General features: G+C 64.5%; 12 protein-coding genes. 9 read left to right on the top strand and 3 right to left on the bottom strand.

Features of this window, described 5'->3' with window-relative positions:
- Position 1 precedes the first annotated feature (1 nt).
- The gene (clpA, locus tag K8374_RS08675) at positions 2 to 2272 is read right to left on the bottom strand and encodes an ATP-dependent Clp protease ATP-binding subunit ClpA (RefSeq protein WP_084855707.1); all 2271 of its coding nucleotides are present in this window, start codon (positions 2270 to 2272) and stop codon (positions 2 to 4) included.
- 30 nt (positions 2273 to 2302) lie between these two features.
- Positions 2303 to 2665 (bottom strand): ATP-dependent Clp protease adapter ClpS, encoded by a 363-nt coding sequence (clpS, locus tag K8374_RS08670; protein WP_043212233.1) that lies wholly within the window; start codon positions 2663 to 2665, stop codon positions 2303 to 2305.
- A gap of 229 nt (positions 2666 to 2894) precedes the next feature.
- On the opposite strand from clpS, the gene cspD reads away from it, so the two are divergent.
- Entirely contained in the window at positions 2895 to 3152 is a 258-nt protein-coding gene (cspD, locus tag K8374_RS08665) for a cold shock domain-containing protein CspD (protein WP_084855708.1), read from the top strand.
- A gap of 71 nt (positions 3153 to 3223) precedes the next feature.
- Here the strand turns inward: cspD and icd are convergent, their stop codons facing one another.
- Positions 3224 to 4480, bottom strand: coding sequence for an NADP-dependent isocitrate dehydrogenase (gene icd, locus K8374_RS08660; protein WP_196143252.1), 1257 nt, complete (start codon positions 4478 to 4480; stop codon positions 3224 to 3226).
- 429 nt (positions 4481 to 4909) lie between these two features.
- Between icd and K8374_RS08655 the strand changes: the two genes are divergently transcribed.
- The 8 genes from K8374_RS08655 to K8374_RS08620 all read left to right on the top strand — a co-directional run bounded on the left by K8374_RS08655 (position 4910) and on the right by K8374_RS08620 (position 15071).
- On the top strand, positions 4910 to 7135 hold the full coding sequence (locus tag K8374_RS08655) for an NADP-dependent isocitrate dehydrogenase (protein WP_224458680.1): 2226 nt from the start codon (positions 4910 to 4912) through the stop codon (positions 7133 to 7135).
- A gap of 190 nt (positions 7136 to 7325) precedes the next feature.
- Positions 7326 to 7766, top strand: a complete 441-nt coding sequence (locus K8374_RS08650; protein ID WP_224458679.1) for an NUDIX hydrolase — start codon at positions 7326 to 7328, stop codon at positions 7764 to 7766.
- A gap of 58 nt (positions 7767 to 7824) precedes the next feature.
- Positions 7825 to 8949, top strand: coding sequence for a tRNA 2-thiouridine(34) synthase MnmA (gene mnmA / locus K8374_RS08645; protein WP_224458678.1), 1125 nt, complete (start codon positions 7825 to 7827; stop codon positions 8947 to 8949).
- Positions 8946 to 9572, top strand: a complete 627-nt coding sequence (gene hflD / locus K8374_RS08640; RefSeq protein ID WP_224458677.1) for a high frequency lysogenization protein HflD — start codon at positions 8946 to 8948, stop codon at positions 9570 to 9572. Before mnmA ends, hflD begins: the two co-directional genes overlap by 4 nt.
- 244 nt (positions 9573 to 9816) lie before the next feature.
- A complete protein-coding gene (gene purB / locus K8374_RS08635; protein ID WP_224458676.1) occupies positions 9817 to 11187 on the top strand; it encodes an adenylosuccinate lyase in 1371 nt (456 codons plus the stop codon).
- 81 nt (positions 11188 to 11268) lie between these two features.
- Positions 11269 to 12435, top strand: a complete 1167-nt coding sequence (locus K8374_RS08630; RefSeq protein ID WP_224458675.1) for a cupin domain-containing protein — start codon at positions 11269 to 11271, stop codon at positions 12433 to 12435.
- Positions 12428 to 12862 carry a GNAT family N-acetyltransferase gene (locus K8374_RS08625; RefSeq protein WP_196164039.1) on the top strand — a complete coding sequence of 145 codons (435 nt, stop codon included), beginning with the start codon at positions 12428 to 12430 and terminating at the stop codon, positions 12860 to 12862. Before K8374_RS08630 ends, K8374_RS08625 begins: the two co-directional genes overlap by 8 nt.
- Positions 12863 to 13097: 235 nt before the next feature.
- Positions 13098 to 15071, top strand: coding sequence for a DNA topoisomerase III (locus K8374_RS08620; RefSeq protein ID WP_224458674.1), 1974 nt, complete (start codon positions 13098 to 13100; stop codon positions 15069 to 15071).
- The last annotated feature ends 29 nt before the right edge of the window (positions 15072 to 15100 follow it).

The raw sequence follows: 15100 nt of genomic DNA, 5'->3' as shown, positions 1-15100 counted from the left end.
GTTACGCCACCTCAGCCGTGGTCTCGAAGTCGAACACCAGCTCGCCATCGCGCAAGTCGACGTGCACCACCCCGCCATGCTCGGACAGCTCGCCGAACAGGATCTCCTCGGCCAACGGCCGCTTGATCTTGTCCTGGATGAGCCGCGCCATGGGCCGTGCCCCCATCTGCACATCGTAGCCGGAGGCAGCCAGCCAGCCGCGTGCGTCATCACTGACTTCCAGCAGCACACGCTTGTCCTCGAGCTGCGCCTGCAGTTCGATGAGGAACTTGTCGACGATGCTCTTGATGGTTTCATGGCTCAGGCGGCCGAACTGGATGATGGTATCCAGGCGGTTGCGGAACTCCGGCGTGAAGCTCTTGCGGATCACTTCCATGGCATCGGAGGTGTGGTCCTGCTGGGTGAAGCCGATCGAGGCCCGCGCGGCGGTTTCGGCGCCGGCATTGGTGGTCATGATCAGGATCACGTTGCGGAAGTCCGCCTTGCGCCCATTGTTGTCGGTCAGGGTCCCGTGGTCCATCACCTGCAGCAGCAGGTTGAAGACTTCCGGGTGGGCCTTCTCGATTTCGTCGAGCAGCAGCACACAATGCGGCTGCTTGGTGATCGCCTCGGTCAACAGGCCACCCTGGTCGAACCCGACATAGCCTGGCGGCGCACCGATCAGGCGCGACACGGTGTGCCGCTCCATGTACTCGGACATGTCGAAGCGCACCAGCTCGACACCCAGGGCCTTGGCCAGCTGGCGTGCGGCCTCGGTCTTGCCCACGCCGGTGGGGCCAGCGAACAGGAACGAGCCGACTGGCTTATCCGGTGCCTTGAGCCCGGCACGGGAGAGCTTGATCGCGGTCGCCAGCGAGTCGATGGCGGCATCCTGGCCGAACACGGTGAGCTTGAGGTCACGCTCCAGGTTGCGCAGCAGCTCCTTGTCGGAACTGGTGACATGCTTGGGCGGGATCCGCGCGATCTTGGCGACGATGTCTTCGACCTGCGACACGTCGATCCGCTTGACCCGGCTACCTTCCGGCTGCAGGCGCTGATAGGCGCCGGCCTCGTCGATCACGTCGATGGCCTTGTCCGGCATGTGCCGGTCATTGATGTAGCGTGCTGCCAGTTCTGCGGCGGCGCGCAGGGCCTCGTCGCTGTACTCGATGTTGTGGTGGGTCTCGAAGCGGCCCTTCAGGCCACGCAGGATGCCCACGGTATCTTCCACCGACGGCTCGGTGACATCGACCTTCTGGAAGCGTCGCGCCAGGGCCCGGTCCTTCTCGAAGATGCCACGAAACTCCTGGAACGTGGTCGAGCCAATGCAACGGATGTCCCCGGAGGACAGCAGCGGCTTGAGCAGGTTGGACGCATCCATCACCCCGCCCGATGCGGCACCGGCACCGATGATGGTGTGGATCTCGTCGATGAACAGGATCGCCTGCGGGCGCTTGCGCAGCTCGCCGAGCAGCGCCTTGAAGCGTTTCTCGAAATCACCACGGTACTTGGTACCGGCCAGCAGGGCGCCGAGGTCGAGGGAGTAGACGACACTCTGGGCCAGCAGGTCAGGCACCTGGCCGTCGACGATGCGCTTGGCCAGGCCTTCGGCGATGGCGGTCTTGCCCACGCCGGCCTCGCCGACCAGCAGCGGGTTGTTCTTGCGCCGGCGGGCAAGGATTTGAGCGACCCGCTCGACTTCCTGCTCGCGCCCCACCAGCGGGTCGATGCGGCCCAGACGGGCCAGTTCGTTCAGGTTGCTGGCATAGGCGTCCAGGGGGTTGCTCGAGGATGCGGCCTCGCCACCCTCCTCGTCCTGCATGTCCTGGTCGCTCTCGCTGTGCGAACCGTGGCCCGGCACCTTGGAGATGCCATGGGCGATGTAGTTGACCACGTCGATGCGCGCCACGCTCTGCTGCTTGAGCAGGAACACGGCCTGGCTTTCCTGTTCGCTGAAGATCGCCACCAGCACGTTGGCGCCGGTGACCTCGCGCTTGCCGGAGCTCTGCACATGGAACACGGCACGCTGCAGGACACGCTGGAAGCCCAGGGTCGGCTGGGTTTCGCGGTCCTCGTCATGAACGGGAATCAGCGGTGTGGTGGAATCGATGAACTCTTGCAGGTCGTGCTTGAGCTTGTCGAGATTGGCACCACAGGCGCGAAGAACGGTCGCGGCGGCCTCGTTGTCAAGGAGTGCAAGCAGCAGGTGCTCGACGGTCATGAACTCATGACGCTTCGAACGAGCCTCCTTGAAGGCCAGATTGAGGGTGACTTCGAGCTCGCGGTTTAACATAGCTTCACCTCATACCCAAGTGGTCGGCGATTAACCGTCCTTCTCGATTTCACAGAGTAGCGGATGCTGGCTTTCCCTGGCGTATTGGTTGACCTGCATGGCCTTTGTCTCGGCGATGTCACGGGTAAACAATCCGCACACTGCCCGCCCTTCGGTGTGGACGGTCAGCATGATCTTGGTCGCCAGCTCGCGGTTCAGATTGAAGAACGTCTCGAGCACTTCGACGACGAAATCCATTGGCGTGTAGTCATCGTTGAACAAAACCACCTTGTACATCGGTGGCGCCTGCAGGATCGGCTTGGCTTCCTGTACCGCCAGACCGGAGCCGTCGTCCTCGTTCGATTGCGGGCGATCCTGATTGAATGTTAGTCGAATCTGGCTGAGTGGTTGCATGGAAAGAATTTCATCATATCGACAGGTTAAGGTAGTGGGTTGACCGCGCAGGCCGCTTCCGGCGCGGGCGCCGTCTGACCTTGACTATCGGCAAAACGGTGTTACAACCAATAAGAACCCACCGTGGTCGATAAAGATCCGCGCAGTCAACCAGATTTTTTCGCATGGTTCGTATGCGGATGACCGGATGATACTCCAGTGATGGAGTCCTTTGCAGAGGGACATGAGGATGGCGAGCGGTAAAGTCAAGTGGTTCAACAATGCCAAGGGCTATGGTTTCGTCAACGAGGAGGGTAAAAGCGAAGACCTGTTCGCCCACTATTCGCATATCCAGATGGACGGCTACAAGACGCTCAAGGCTGGCCAGGCCGTGACCTTCGACATCGTCCAGGGCCCGAAGGGGCTACACGCCGTGAACATCTCCAACGCCGGCGCCACCCAGGCCAAGGTCGAGGCCCAGCCGGCAGGCATCACCGTACAGGCCTGACCGGCTCCACCTTCTGCAGGCACATTGGCAGCCGGCCAGCCCCCACAAGGGCTGGCCGGTTTTCATTGACCTCACATGTGCTTGATCATCTCGTCGCCAAAGCCCGAGCTGCTGACCAGCGTGGCCCCTTCCATCAGGCGCTCGAAGTCATAGGTGACGGTCTTGGCGGCGATCGCGCCGTTGGTCCCCTTGATGATCAAATCAGCCGCCTCGGTCCAGCCCATGTGGCGCAGCATCATCTCGGCCGAGAGGATCACCGAGCCTGGGTTGACCTTGTCCTGCCCGGCATACTTGGGCGCGGTGCCATGGGTGGCCTCGAACATGGCCACAGTGTCGGAGAGGTTGGCCCCTGGCGCGATGCCGATACCGCCGACCTCGGCCGCCAGGGCATCGGAGAGGTAGTCACCGTTGAGGTTGAGGGTGGCGATCACGTCGTATTCAGCCGGGCGCAGCAGGATCTGCTGGAGCATGGCATCGGCGATGGCATCCTTGACGATCACTTCACGACCGCTCTTGGGGTTCTTGAACTTCATCCACGGGCCACCGTCGAGCAGCTCGGCGCCGAACTCATCCCGTGCCACCTCGTAGCCCCAGTCCTTGAAGGCCCCCTCGGTGAACTTCATGATGTTGCCCTTGTGCACCAAAGTCAGCGATTCGCGGTCGTTATCCACTACATATTGCAAGGCCTTGCGCACCAGGCGCTTGGTGCCCTCGCGGGAAACCGGCTTGACGCCGATGCCGCAATCCTGGTCGAAACGGATCTTGGTGACGCCCATTTCCTCCTTGAGGAACTTGATCACCTTGTTCGCCTCCGGGGAGCCGGCCTTCCATTCGATGCCGGCATAGATGTCCTCGGAGTTCTCGCGGAAGATCACCATGTCGACGTCCCCCGGCTTCTTGACCGGGCTCGGCACGCCCTGGAACCACAGTACCGGGCGCAGGCAGACATACAGGTCCAACTGCTGGCGCAGGGCCACGTTCAGCGAACGGATGCCGCCACCGACCGGCGTGGTCAACGGGCCCTTGATCGACACCACATAGTCGCGCACCGCGTCGAGGGTTTCCTGGGGCAGCCAGGTGTCCTGGTCATACACCTGGGTGGCCTTCTCGCCGGCATACACCTCCATCCAGGCGATCTTGCGCTTGCCGCCGTAGGCCTTCTGCACGGCGGCATCCACCACCTTGATCATCACCGGCGAAACATCGACACCGATACCGTCGCCCTCGATGTACGGGATGATGGGGTTGTCGGGAACGTTGAGCGAATGGTCTGCATTGACGGTGATCTTGGCACCGTCCGCCGGAACCTTGATTTTCTGGTATCCCATGCTGCACTACTCCGCGTTTTCCAGGTGTGATTGGACATCCTGCGATCCAATGAGCCTAAACCACATCCGCCGACCTGCAAGGCATGCGACAACCGACCACATTGCCGATACGTCTTTGGTCTTATAAATGGGCCGATATCACTTGGCCTTGCTGATTAGCCCGAATGGTTTGGTATACTGCGCCGCGACCGAAGGGTCATCGGGGCGATCCCTAGGCAAAATGCGGACCGCCCTTGGCCGTGAATGGATACCAAGCCTGGCCACTAAGCCTGTGCTGTTACCGCAGCCCAGCACTTGACGCTCGACTGATGCATCCACCATCACCGCTCGCAGCCTCTCGACTTTCCGCTCATGGCGCTGCCAGGGCGATGCGCCTACCCTGCGCACCACGAGACTCGAGCACGCTCAGCACACAGAGAGTTAACCCGCATGCCCACCCGTTCCAAGATCATCTATACCTTCACCGACGAAGCCCCCGCCCTCGCCACCTACTCGCTGCTGCCGATCATCGAAGCCTTCACCGCTTCGGCTGACATCGCCGTCGAAACCCGCGACATCTCCCTGGCTGGCCGCATCCTCGCCGCCTTCCCGGAGCAACTGGGCGCAGAGAAGCAAGTAGGCGATCACCTGGCGGAACTGGGCCAGCTGGCTACCACCCCTGAAGCCAACATCATCAAGCTGCCGAACATCAGCGCCTCGGTACCGCAGCTCAAGGCCGCGATCAAGGAACTGCAAGCCAAGGGCTTCAACATCCCGGACTACGCCGATGAGCCGGCCACCGCGCAAGAGAAGGAATCCCGCGCCCGCTACGACCGCATCAAAGGCAGCGCCGTGAACCCGGTACTGCGCGAAGGCAACTCCGACCGCCGCGCCCCGCTGTCGGTCAAGAACTACGCCCGCAAGCACCCGCACAAGATGGGCGCCTGGGCCGCCGACTCCAAGTCGCACGTTGCCCACATGACCCAGGGCGACTTCTACGGCAGCGAGAAAGCTGCATTGATCGTAGGCGATGACAGCCTGCGTATCGAGCTGGTCGCCAAGGACGGTTCCACCACCGTCCTCAAGGAAAAGACCGCCGTCAAGGCCGCTGAAGTCATCGACTGCGCCGTCATGAGTCGCAAGGCCCTGAAAGCCTTCATCGCCGAGCAGATCGCCGATGCCAAGGCCTCCGGCGTGCTGCTGTCGGTGCACCTCAAAGCCACCATGATGAAGGTCTCCGACCCGATCATGTTCGGCGTCATCGTCGAAGAATTCTACAACGACGTGCTGGCCAAGCACGCCGCCGAGCTCGCCCAGGTCGGCTTCAACGCCAACAACGGCATCGGCGACCTGTACGCTCGCATCAAGGACCTGCCAGCCGACAAGCAGGCCGAGATCGAAGCCGACATCCAGGCCCTGTACGCCGTTCGCCCGGCGCTGGCCATGGTCAACTCCGACAAGGGCATCACCAACCTGCACGTACCGAGCGACGTCATCGTCGACGCCTCGATGCCTGCGATGATCCGCGACTCGGGCAAGATGTGGAACACCGCCGGTGAACTGCAAGATGCCAAGGCTGTCATTCCTGACCGCTGCTACGCCGGCATCTACCAGGCCGTCATCGAAGACTGCAAGGCCAACGGCGCCTTCGACCCGACCACCATGGGCAGCGTGCCGAACGTCGGCCTGATGGCGCAGAAGGCCGAGGAATACGGCTCCCACGACAAGACCTTCCAGATCAAGGCCGACGGCGTCGTGCGCGTGGTCGACAGCAAGGGCCAGGTGCTGCTGGAGCAGAACGTCGAGGCCGGCGACATCTTCCGCATGTGCCAGACCAAGGACGCGCCGATCCAGGACTGGGTCAAGCTGGCCGTCAACCGTGCCCGCCTGAGCAATACCCCGGCGGTGTTCTGGCTGGACCCTGCCCGCGCCCACGACGGCGTCATGATCGAGAAGGTGCAGAAGTACCTGAAGGATCACGACACCAGCGGCCTGGACATCCGTATCCTGGCCCCGGTAGAGGCGATCAAGTTCTCCCTGGCCCGCATCCGCGAAGGCAAGGACACCATCTCGGTGACCGGCAACGTACTGCGTGACTACCTGACCGACCTGTTCCCGATCATGGAGCTGGGCACCAGCGCCAAGATGCTGTCGATCGTGCCGCTGATGAATGGCGGCGGCCTGTTCGAGACCGGCGCCGGCGGTTCGGCACCCAAGCACGTGCAGCAGCTGGTCGAAGAGAACTTCCTGCGTTGGGACTCGCTGGGTGAATTCCTGGCCCTGGCCGCTTCCCTGGAGCACCTGGGCAACACCTACGACAACCCGCGCGCCAAGGTCCTGGCCAACACCCTGGACCAGGCCACCGGCAAGTTCCTCGACACCAACAAGTCGCCTTCGCGCAAGGTCGGCGGTATCGACAACCGCGGCAGCCACTTCTACCTGACCCTGTACTGGGCCGAGGCCCTGGCCGCTCAGAACGACGATGCAGCCCTGCAGGCACGCTTCGCGCCGCTGGCCAAGACCCTGGCCGAGAACGAAGCGACCATCGTCGCCGAACTGGCCGCTGTCCAGGGCAAGCCAGCCGACATCGGTGGCTACTACGCCCCGGATGCCGAGCTGACCGCCAAGGTGATGCGCCCAAGCCAGACCCTCAACAGCGCCATCGCCGCCCTGTAAGGTTCGCTTGAAGTAACACCACAAACCCCGGCCACGCACCGGGGTTTGTGCTTTCTGGATAAACGATTTCTGGCCGCCAGCGCGGACTCTGTGGGAGCGGGTTTACCCGCGAATGCGATGGCGAATCACTGACGCATTCGCGGGTAAACCCGCTCCCACAAGGGCTGCGCAAGCCTCCAAGGAGCTGTTCATGACCTGGCAACCCCACATCACCGTCGCCACCGTCGTCGAGCACGACGGCAAGTTCCTATTCGTCGAGGAATTCAAGGCCAACCAGCACGTGTTCAACCAGCCCGCCGGCCACCTGGAGCCCAACGAGACCCTGCCCCAGGCTGCCCTGCGCGAAACTCTCGAGGAAACCGCCTGGGAGGTCGAACTCACCGGCGTGGTCGGCATCTACCTCTATACAGCCCCCAGCAACGGCGTGACCTACCAGCGCGTCTGCTTCGCCGCCCGCCCCGTGCGCCACCACCCCGACCGCGCCCTGGACAGCGACATCGTGCGCGCCGTCTGGCTGAGCCGCGAAGAGCTGCTGGCCGACCCTGCGCACTGGCGCAGCGAGCTGGTGCCGCGCTGCCTGGACGACTACCTTGCCGGCCCGCTGCACAGCCTGGCGCTGCTACGCGACTGACGCGAAGGCCTTGGCCTGATAGAATCGGAATTTTTCCCCCAGATACACACCGGTAGCCATGACCAGCCCAGCACTCAAAGACCCCGCCAAGACCCGCGTCATCGTCGGCATGTCCGGCGGCGTGGACTCTTCCGTCTCCGCCCTTCTGCTCATGGAGCAGGGCTACCAGGTGGAAGGTCTGTTCATGAAGAACTGGGAAGAAGACGACGGCACCGAATACTGCACCGCCCGCGAAGACCTGGCCGACGCCCAGGCCGTGTGCGACCGCATCGGCATCAAGCTGCACACCGCCAACTTCGCCGCCGAGTACTGGGACAACGTGTTCGAGCACTTCCTCGAGGAATACAAGGCAGGCCGCACGCCGAACCCGGACATCCTCTGCAACCGCGAGATCAAGTTCAAGGCGTTCCTCGACTACGCCCTGTCCCTGGGCGCCGACCTGATCGCCACCGGCCACTACGTGCGCCGGCGCGACACCGGCGAGCTCACCGAGCTGCTCAAGGGCCTGGACCCGAACAAGGACCAGAGCTACTTCCTGCACGCTGTCGGCGGCAAGGAGATCGCCCGCACCCTGTTCCCGGTGGGTGAGCTGGAAAAGCCCGAGGTGCGCGCCATCGCCGAGAAGCACGGCCTGGCCACGGCCAAGAAGAAGGACTCCACCGGCATCTGCTTCATCGGCGAGCGTCGCTTCAGCGACTTCCTCAAGCAGTACCTGCCCGCCCAGCCTGGTGACATCGAGACCACCGACGGCGAAGTGATCGGCCGCCACCATGGCCTGATGTACCACACCATCGGCCAACGCCAGGGCCTGGGCATCGGTGGCCTGAAGGACGCCGGCGACGAGCCGTGGTACGTGCTACACAAGGACCTCGCCCGCAACGTGCTGGTGGTCGGCCAGGGCAACGAACACCCCTGGCTGTTCTCCCGCGCCCTGCTGGCCTCGGAGATCTTCTGGGTCAACCCCATCGACCTGGGCAGCCCGCGCCGGCTCACCGCCAAGGTGCGCTACCGCCAGGGCGACCAGGCGTGCACCCTGGAACGCACCGAGGGCGGCTACCGCGCGGTGTTCGATGAACCACAGCGGGCCGTCACGCCAGGCCAATCGGTGGTGTTCTACGACGGCGAGGTGTGCCTGGGCGGCGGCGTGATCGAGACGGCCGAACCCTGGAGCCCGCGTCAATGAACAACATCCAGGAACAACTGGTCGCCCTGGGTGGCGTGTTCCAGGCCGCGGTGCTGGTCGACCGCATCGCCCGCACCGGCCAGGCCAGCGAGGCCAACATCGGCTGCATGCTCGGCAGCCTGCTGGTCCGCGACCCCAAAGACACCCTGGAGGTGTTCGGCGGCGACGACCTGAACCTGCGTGACGGCTACCGTGCACTGGTCGGCGCCCTGGAACGCGACCCCAGCAGCCTGCAGCGCGAGCCCCTGCGCTATGCACTGTCGATGCTGGGCCTGGAGCGTCAGCTGGCCAAGCGCGACGACATGCTCGACACCATCGGCAAGCGCCTGCCGCAGATCCAGGCCCAGGCCGACCACTTCGGCCTGGTTCACGATAACGTCATCGCTTCCAGTGGAGCCTTGTACCAGGACACCCTGAGCACCTTGCGCCAGCGGATCCAGGTGCACGGCGACATGCGCTTCCTGCAGCAAGCCGGCAACGCCTCGAAGATCCGCGCCCTGCTGCTGGCCGGCATCCGCGCCGCGCGCCTGTGGCGCCAGCTGGGCGGGCACCGCTGGCAGCTGGTGTTCAGCCGGCGCAAGTTGCTCAACCAGCTGTACGACATGATGCGCGCGCCTTCCTGAAGGACCGACGCAAGCCCTGTAGGAGCGGCCTTGCGCCGCGAAAGGGCCGCCAAGCGGCCCCGGCGATCAAGCCAGATCCAAGACCCGGGGTCCGCTGCGCGCCCCTTTCGCGGCGCAAGGCCGCTCCTACAGGGGCACTGCAACATGATTCATAGAGCTGACCTTTGGTCAGCCCCCCAACTGAGGCGCAATTTTCATGTATGATATGCGCCCTTCCAAAAGCCTGACTGTCCGAGAACACCCCATGCAGCTCTCCTCGCTCACTGCGGTTTCCCCTGTAGACGGCCGCTACGCCGGCAAAACCCAGGCCCTGCGCCCCATCTTCAGCGAATTCGGCCTGATCCGTTTCCGCGCCCTGGTCGAGGTGCGCTGGCTCCAGCGCCTGGCCGCCCACCCGCAGATCGGCGAAGTGCCGGCGTTCTCCGCCGAAGCCAACGCCCTGCTGGACAGCCTGGCCACCGATTTCAAGCTCGAGCACGCCGAACGCGTCAAGGAAATCGAGCGCACCACCAACCACGACGTCAAGGCCATCGAATACCTGCTCAAGGAGCAGGCCGCCGCCCTGCCGGAGCTGGCCAAGGTCAGCGAGTTCATCCACTTCGCGTGCACCAGCGAGGACATCAACAACCTGTCCCACGCCCTGATGCTGCGCGCTGGCCGTGATGACGTGCTGCTGCCGCTGATGCGTCAGATCGCCGATGCCATCCGCGCCCTGGCCCACCAGTACGCCGACGTGCCGATGCTGTCGCGCACCCACGGCCAGCCGGCATCGCCGACCACCCTGGGCAAGGAGCTGGCCAACGTGGTCTACCGCCTGGAGCGCCAGATCGCCCAAGTCGCCGCCGTGCCGCTGCTGGGCAAGATCAACGGTGCCGTGGGCAACTACAACGCCCACCTGTCGGCCTACTCGCAGGTCGACTGGGAAGCCAACGCCCGCGCCTTCATCGAGGACGAGCTGGGCCTTCAGTTCAACCCCTACACCACCCAGATCGAGCCGCACGACTACATCGCCGAGCTGTTCGACGCCATCGCCCGCTTCAACACCATCCTGATCGACTTCGACCGCGACGTGTGGGGCTACATCTCCCTGGGCTACTTCAAGCAGAAGACCGTCGCCGGCGAAATCGGCTCCTCGACCATGCCGCACAAGGTCAACCCGATCGACTTCGAGAACTCCGAAGGCAACCTGGGTATCGCCAACGCGCTGTTCCAGCACCTGGCCAGCAAGCTGCCGATCTCCCGCTGGCAGCGCGACCTGACCGACTCCACCGTGCTGCGCAACCTGGGCGTGGGCTTCGCCCACAGCGTCATCGCCTACGAAGCCAGCCTCAAGGGTATCGGCAAGCTGGAAATCAACACCCAGCGCATCGCCGCCGACCTGGACGCCTGCTGGGAAGTGCTCGCCGAGCCGATCCAGACCGTCATGCGCCGCTTCAACATCGAGAACCCCTACGAGAAGCTCAAGGAGCTGACCCGTGGCAAGGGCATCACCCCTGACGCGCTGCTGACCTTCATCGACGGCCTGGACATGCCGGCCGAAGCCAAGGCCGAGCTCAAGCTGCTCACCCCGGCGACCTACATCGGTAACGCCGCAGCGCAGGCCAAGCGCATCTAAGCTGATCCTCGCGTTCAACGCCCGGCTTGGCCGGGCGTTTTTATTCCCGGATAAAAACTACGTTTTTTCAATAGGTTGAACATGAATCCTGATACTCCACTGCAGCTGCTCGGCGGCCTGACAGCCCGTGAATTCCTGCGTGACTACTGGCAGAAGAAGCCCCTGCTGGTGCGCCAGGCCTTCCCGGACTTCGAAAGCCCCCTCGATCCCGACGAGCTGGCCGGCCTGGCCCTGGAAGAGGAAGTCGAGTCGCGCCTGGTGCTCGAGCACGGCGAGCGCCCCTGGGAACTGCGCCGCGGCCCGTTCGCCGAGGACAGCTTCGCCGACCTGCCGGCGCGTGACTGGACCCTGCTGGTCCAGGCAGTGGACCAGTTCGTGCCGGAAGTGGCCGAATTGCTGGAGCACTTCCGCTTCCTGCCCAGTTGGCGCATCGACGACGTGATGGTCAGCTTCGCCGCGCCCGGCGGCAGTGTCGGCCCGCACTTCGACAACTACGACGTGTTCCTGCTCCAGGGCCATGGCAAGCGCAACTGGAAGATCGGCCAGATGTGCGACAGCGACAGCCCACTGATCGAGCACGCCGACCTGCGCATCCTCGCCGACTTCGAGCAGAGCAATGAGTGGACCCTGGAGCCCGGCGACATGCTCTACCTGCCGCCTCGCCTGGCCCACTACGGCGTGGCCGAGGACGACTGCCTGACCTACTCGGTCGGCTTCCGTGCCCCGAGCGCCGCCGAGGTGCTGACCCATTTCACCGACTTCCTCAGCCAGTTCCTGCCCGAGGAAGAGCGCTACAGCGACGCCGACGCCCAGCCGGCCAGCGACCCGCACCAGATCCAGCATGACGCCCTGGACCGCCTCAAGGCCCTGCTGGCCGAGCACATGGGTGACGAGCGCCTGCTGCTGACCTGGTTCGGCCAGTTCATGACCGAGCCGCGCTACCCGGAGCTGGTGTCCGGCGAGGAGCTGAGTGAAGACGACCTGATCGACAGCCTGGAACAGGGCGCCATCCTGATCCGCAACCCCAGCGCGCGCCTGGCCTGGTCGGAGGTCGACGACAACCTGCTGCTGTTCGCCAGCGGCCAGAGCCGCCTGCTCTCGGGCCACCTGCGCGAGCTGCTGAAGCTGGTGTGCGCCGCCGACGCCCTGCACATCGAAAACCTTGTACAGTGGCTGGAAGACGAAGAAGGCCTGACACTGCTCTGCCAACTGGTCAAACAAGGAAGCCTGGGGTTTGCCAATGAATAAGATCAGCGTTCGCCTCGCCGACTGGCACAAAGACAACGCCGATATCCGCCGCATCCGCGAAGCGGTGTTCGTTGCCGAGCAGCACATCCCGCCAGAGCTGGAGTTCGACGCGGAGGACCAGGACGCCCTGCACTTCCTGGCCCTGGAGGGTGACTACCCGATCGGCACCGCGCGCCTGCTGCCCGACGGCACCATCGGCCGCATCTCGGTACTCAAGGACTGGCGCGGCCTGAAGGTCGGCGACACGCTGGTGCGCGCGGTGATCGTCGAAGCGCAGAACCGCGACCTCAAGCAGCAGATGCTAAGCGCCCAGGTACATGCCACGCCGTTCTACGAGCGCCTGGGCTTCCGGGTGGTCAGCGAGGAATTCCTCGAGGCCGGCATCCCGCATGTGGACATGGTGCGCGACTCTCGCGAGCTGGCCTGAGATTGCGCCCCCAGCACCCGTTGTAGCGGCCTTGCGCCGCGAAAGGGCTGCATCGCAGCCCCGTCGCCTTGTGCGACGACGCTCGAACCAGGGGCCGCCTTGCGGCCCTTTCGCGGCACAAGGCCGCTCAGGCCTGCGCCACCGAAAACTGTATATCCATCCAGATAAAGCTTGCCTAGACGCCTTGGCTTGCGCATCCTAGTGCCCATCATTTCCCGATGAAGCACTCCCGGCCATGCGCCTGTTCCTCTGCGAAAAACCCTCCCAGGCAAAAGATATCGCCAAAGTCCTCGGCGCCAACCGCAAGGTCGATGGCTGCTGGCAAGGCCCCGACGTCTGCGTGACCTGGTGCATCGGCCACCTGCTCGAAACCGCCCCGCCCGACAGCTACGACGAACGCTACAAGCGCTGGAACCTGGCCGACCTGCCGATCATCCCGGAAAAATGGAAGATGCTGGTCAAGCCCAAGACCGCCAGCCAGTTCAAGGCAGTCAAGCGGCTGCTGGGCGAGGCCCGGGAGCTGGTGATCGCCACCGATGCCGACCGCGAAGGCGAAATGATCGCCCGCGAGCTGGTGGAACATTGCCGCTACCGCGGGCCGATCCAGCGCCTGTGGCTTTCGGCCCTGGACGACGCCTCGATCCGCAAGGCCCTGGCGCGCCTGCTGCCAGGGCAGGAGACCTTCAGCCTGTACCATTCGGCCCTGGGCCGCTCCCGCGCCGACTGGCTGATCGGCATGAACATGAGCCGCCTGTTCACCCTGCTCGGCCGTCAGTCTGGCTACCAAGGCGTATTGCCCGTGGGCCGGGTACAAACCCCGACCCTGCGCCTGGTGGTGGACCGCGACCGCAGCATCGCCGACTTCGTGCCCGTGCCCTACTGGGCCATCGAGGTGCAGCTGGAAAGCGCCGGGAGCGTCTTCACTGCCCAGTGGCGCGCGCCTGAAGACGCCTGCGACGACCAGGGCCGCTGCCTGAACCAGGCCCTGGCCCAGCAGGCCGCAGCCGCCATCGGCACCGCCGGCAGCGCCCAGGTGACCCAAGTCGCCACCGAGCGCGTACGCGAAGCCGCGCCCCTGCCCTTCGACCTGGGCACCCTGCAGGAGGTCTGCTCGAAGAAGCTCGGCCTTGGTGCCCAGGAAACCCTGGACATCGCCCAGGCCCTGTACGAAACCCACAAGCTGATCACCTACCCGCGCAGTGATTGCGGCTACCTGCCGCTCAGCCAGCATGCCGATGCCCCCGCGATCCTGGCGGCCTTGCAACGCGCCGACGCCAGCCTCGCGCCACTGCAGCCGCACCTGGAACCGCAACGCCGCTCCCGGGCCTGGAACGACGCCAAGGTCAGTGCCCACCACGGCATCATCCCCACCGCCGCCGCCAGCGACCCCTCGCGTCTGCCGCCCAAGTACAAGGCGGTGTATACCCTCGTTCGCGCCCGCTACCTGGCGCAGTTCCTGCCCAACCATGAATACGACCGTACCCAGGCCGAGTTCGACTGCGTCGGCCACGCCTTGCGCGCGGTGGGCAAGCAGATCGTCGAGCCTGGCTGGCGCCGCGCCCTGCCCGAGGCGCTGACACCCGCCAAGGGCCGCGAAGCACCGCCCGCGCAAGTGCTGCCGCCGTTGCATCACGGCCAGGCCTGCGCCGTGCATGGCCTGCAGCTCAAGGACCTGTGGACCCAGCCACCCAAGCCCTTCACCGAAGGCGACCTGATCAAGGCGATGAAGAACGTCGCCAAGCTGGTGGACGACCCGCGACTCAAGCAGAAACTCAAGGAGACCACCGGCATCGGCACCGAAGCCACGCGCGCCAGCATCATCCAGGGCCTGCTCGACCGCGGCTACCTGGTCAAGAACGGCAAGGCCCTGTCCGCCACGCCGGCGGCGTTCAGCCTCATCGATGCGGTGCCCCGGGCCATCGCCGACCCGGGCACCACGGCCATCTGGGAACAGGCGCTGGACATGGTGCAGAGCGGCGAAATGAGCCTGGAGGAGTTCGTCGCCCGGCAATCAGCGTGGATGGGCAAGCTGGTGGAGCGCTGCAGTGGCATGCACCTGACCATCAGCGGGCCGCCGGTGCCGGCCGGGGGCAAAGGGGCGCCTTGGAAGAAGAAGCGGCGCGGCTCCGGGAAAGGCAAGGCCTCTGGTAGCGGCCCAAAAACAACGGGGAACACGCCGAGACAACCACGGCGCAAAACCTCGAGTTGATGTATCACCAGTTTCGGCCCTTTCGCGGG

Source organism: Pseudomonas sp. p1(2021b), from assembly GCF_020151015.1.
Lineage (GTDB): Bacteria > Pseudomonadota > Gammaproteobacteria > Pseudomonadales > Pseudomonadaceae > Aquipseudomonas > Aquipseudomonas putida_K.
Note: the sequence above shows the minus strand (reverse complement) of the source record. Positions and strands in the feature narration are given on the sequence as shown.

What these genes read in the sequence shown, in the direction of transcription:
- hflD (WP_224458677.1), top strand. Translation starts at nt 8,946, where the DNA reads ATGAACAACATCCAGGAACAACTGGTCGCCCTGGGTGGCGTGTTCCAG.
- K8374_RS08650 (WP_224458679.1), top strand. Translation starts at nt 7,326, where the DNA reads ATGACCTGGCAACCCCACATCACCGTCGCCACCGTCGTCGAGCACGAC.
- cspD (WP_084855708.1), top strand. Translation starts at nt 2,895, where the DNA reads ATGGCGAGCGGTAAAGTCAAGTGGTTCAACAATGCCAAGGGCTATGGT.
- K8374_RS08625 (WP_196164039.1), top strand. Translation starts at nt 12,428, where the DNA reads ATGAATAAGATCAGCGTTCGCCTCGCCGACTGGCACAAAGACAACGCC.
- clpS (WP_043212233.1), bottom strand. Translation starts at nt 2,665, where the DNA reads ATGCAACCACTCAGCCAGATTCGACTAACATTCAATCAGGATCGCCCG.
- clpA (WP_084855707.1), bottom strand. Translation starts at nt 2,272, where the DNA reads ATGTTAAACCGCGAGCTCGAAGTCACCCTCAATCTGGCCTTCAAGGAG.
- icd (WP_196143252.1), bottom strand. Translation starts at nt 4,480, where the DNA reads ATGGGATACCAGAAAATCAAGGTTCCGGCGGACGGTGCCAAGATCACC.
- K8374_RS08655 (WP_224458680.1), top strand. Translation starts at nt 4,910, where the DNA reads ATGCCCACCCGTTCCAAGATCATCTATACCTTCACCGACGAAGCCCCC.
- K8374_RS08620 (WP_224458674.1), top strand. Translation starts at nt 13,098, where the DNA reads ATGCGCCTGTTCCTCTGCGAAAAACCCTCCCAGGCAAAAGATATCGCC.
- purB (WP_224458676.1), top strand. Translation starts at nt 9,817, where the DNA reads ATGCAGCTCTCCTCGCTCACTGCGGTTTCCCCTGTAGACGGCCGCTAC.
- K8374_RS08630 (WP_224458675.1), top strand. Translation starts at nt 11,269, where the DNA reads ATGAATCCTGATACTCCACTGCAGCTGCTCGGCGGCCTGACAGCCCGT.
- mnmA (WP_224458678.1), top strand. Translation starts at nt 7,825, where the DNA reads ATGACCAGCCCAGCACTCAAAGACCCCGCCAAGACCCGCGTCATCGTC.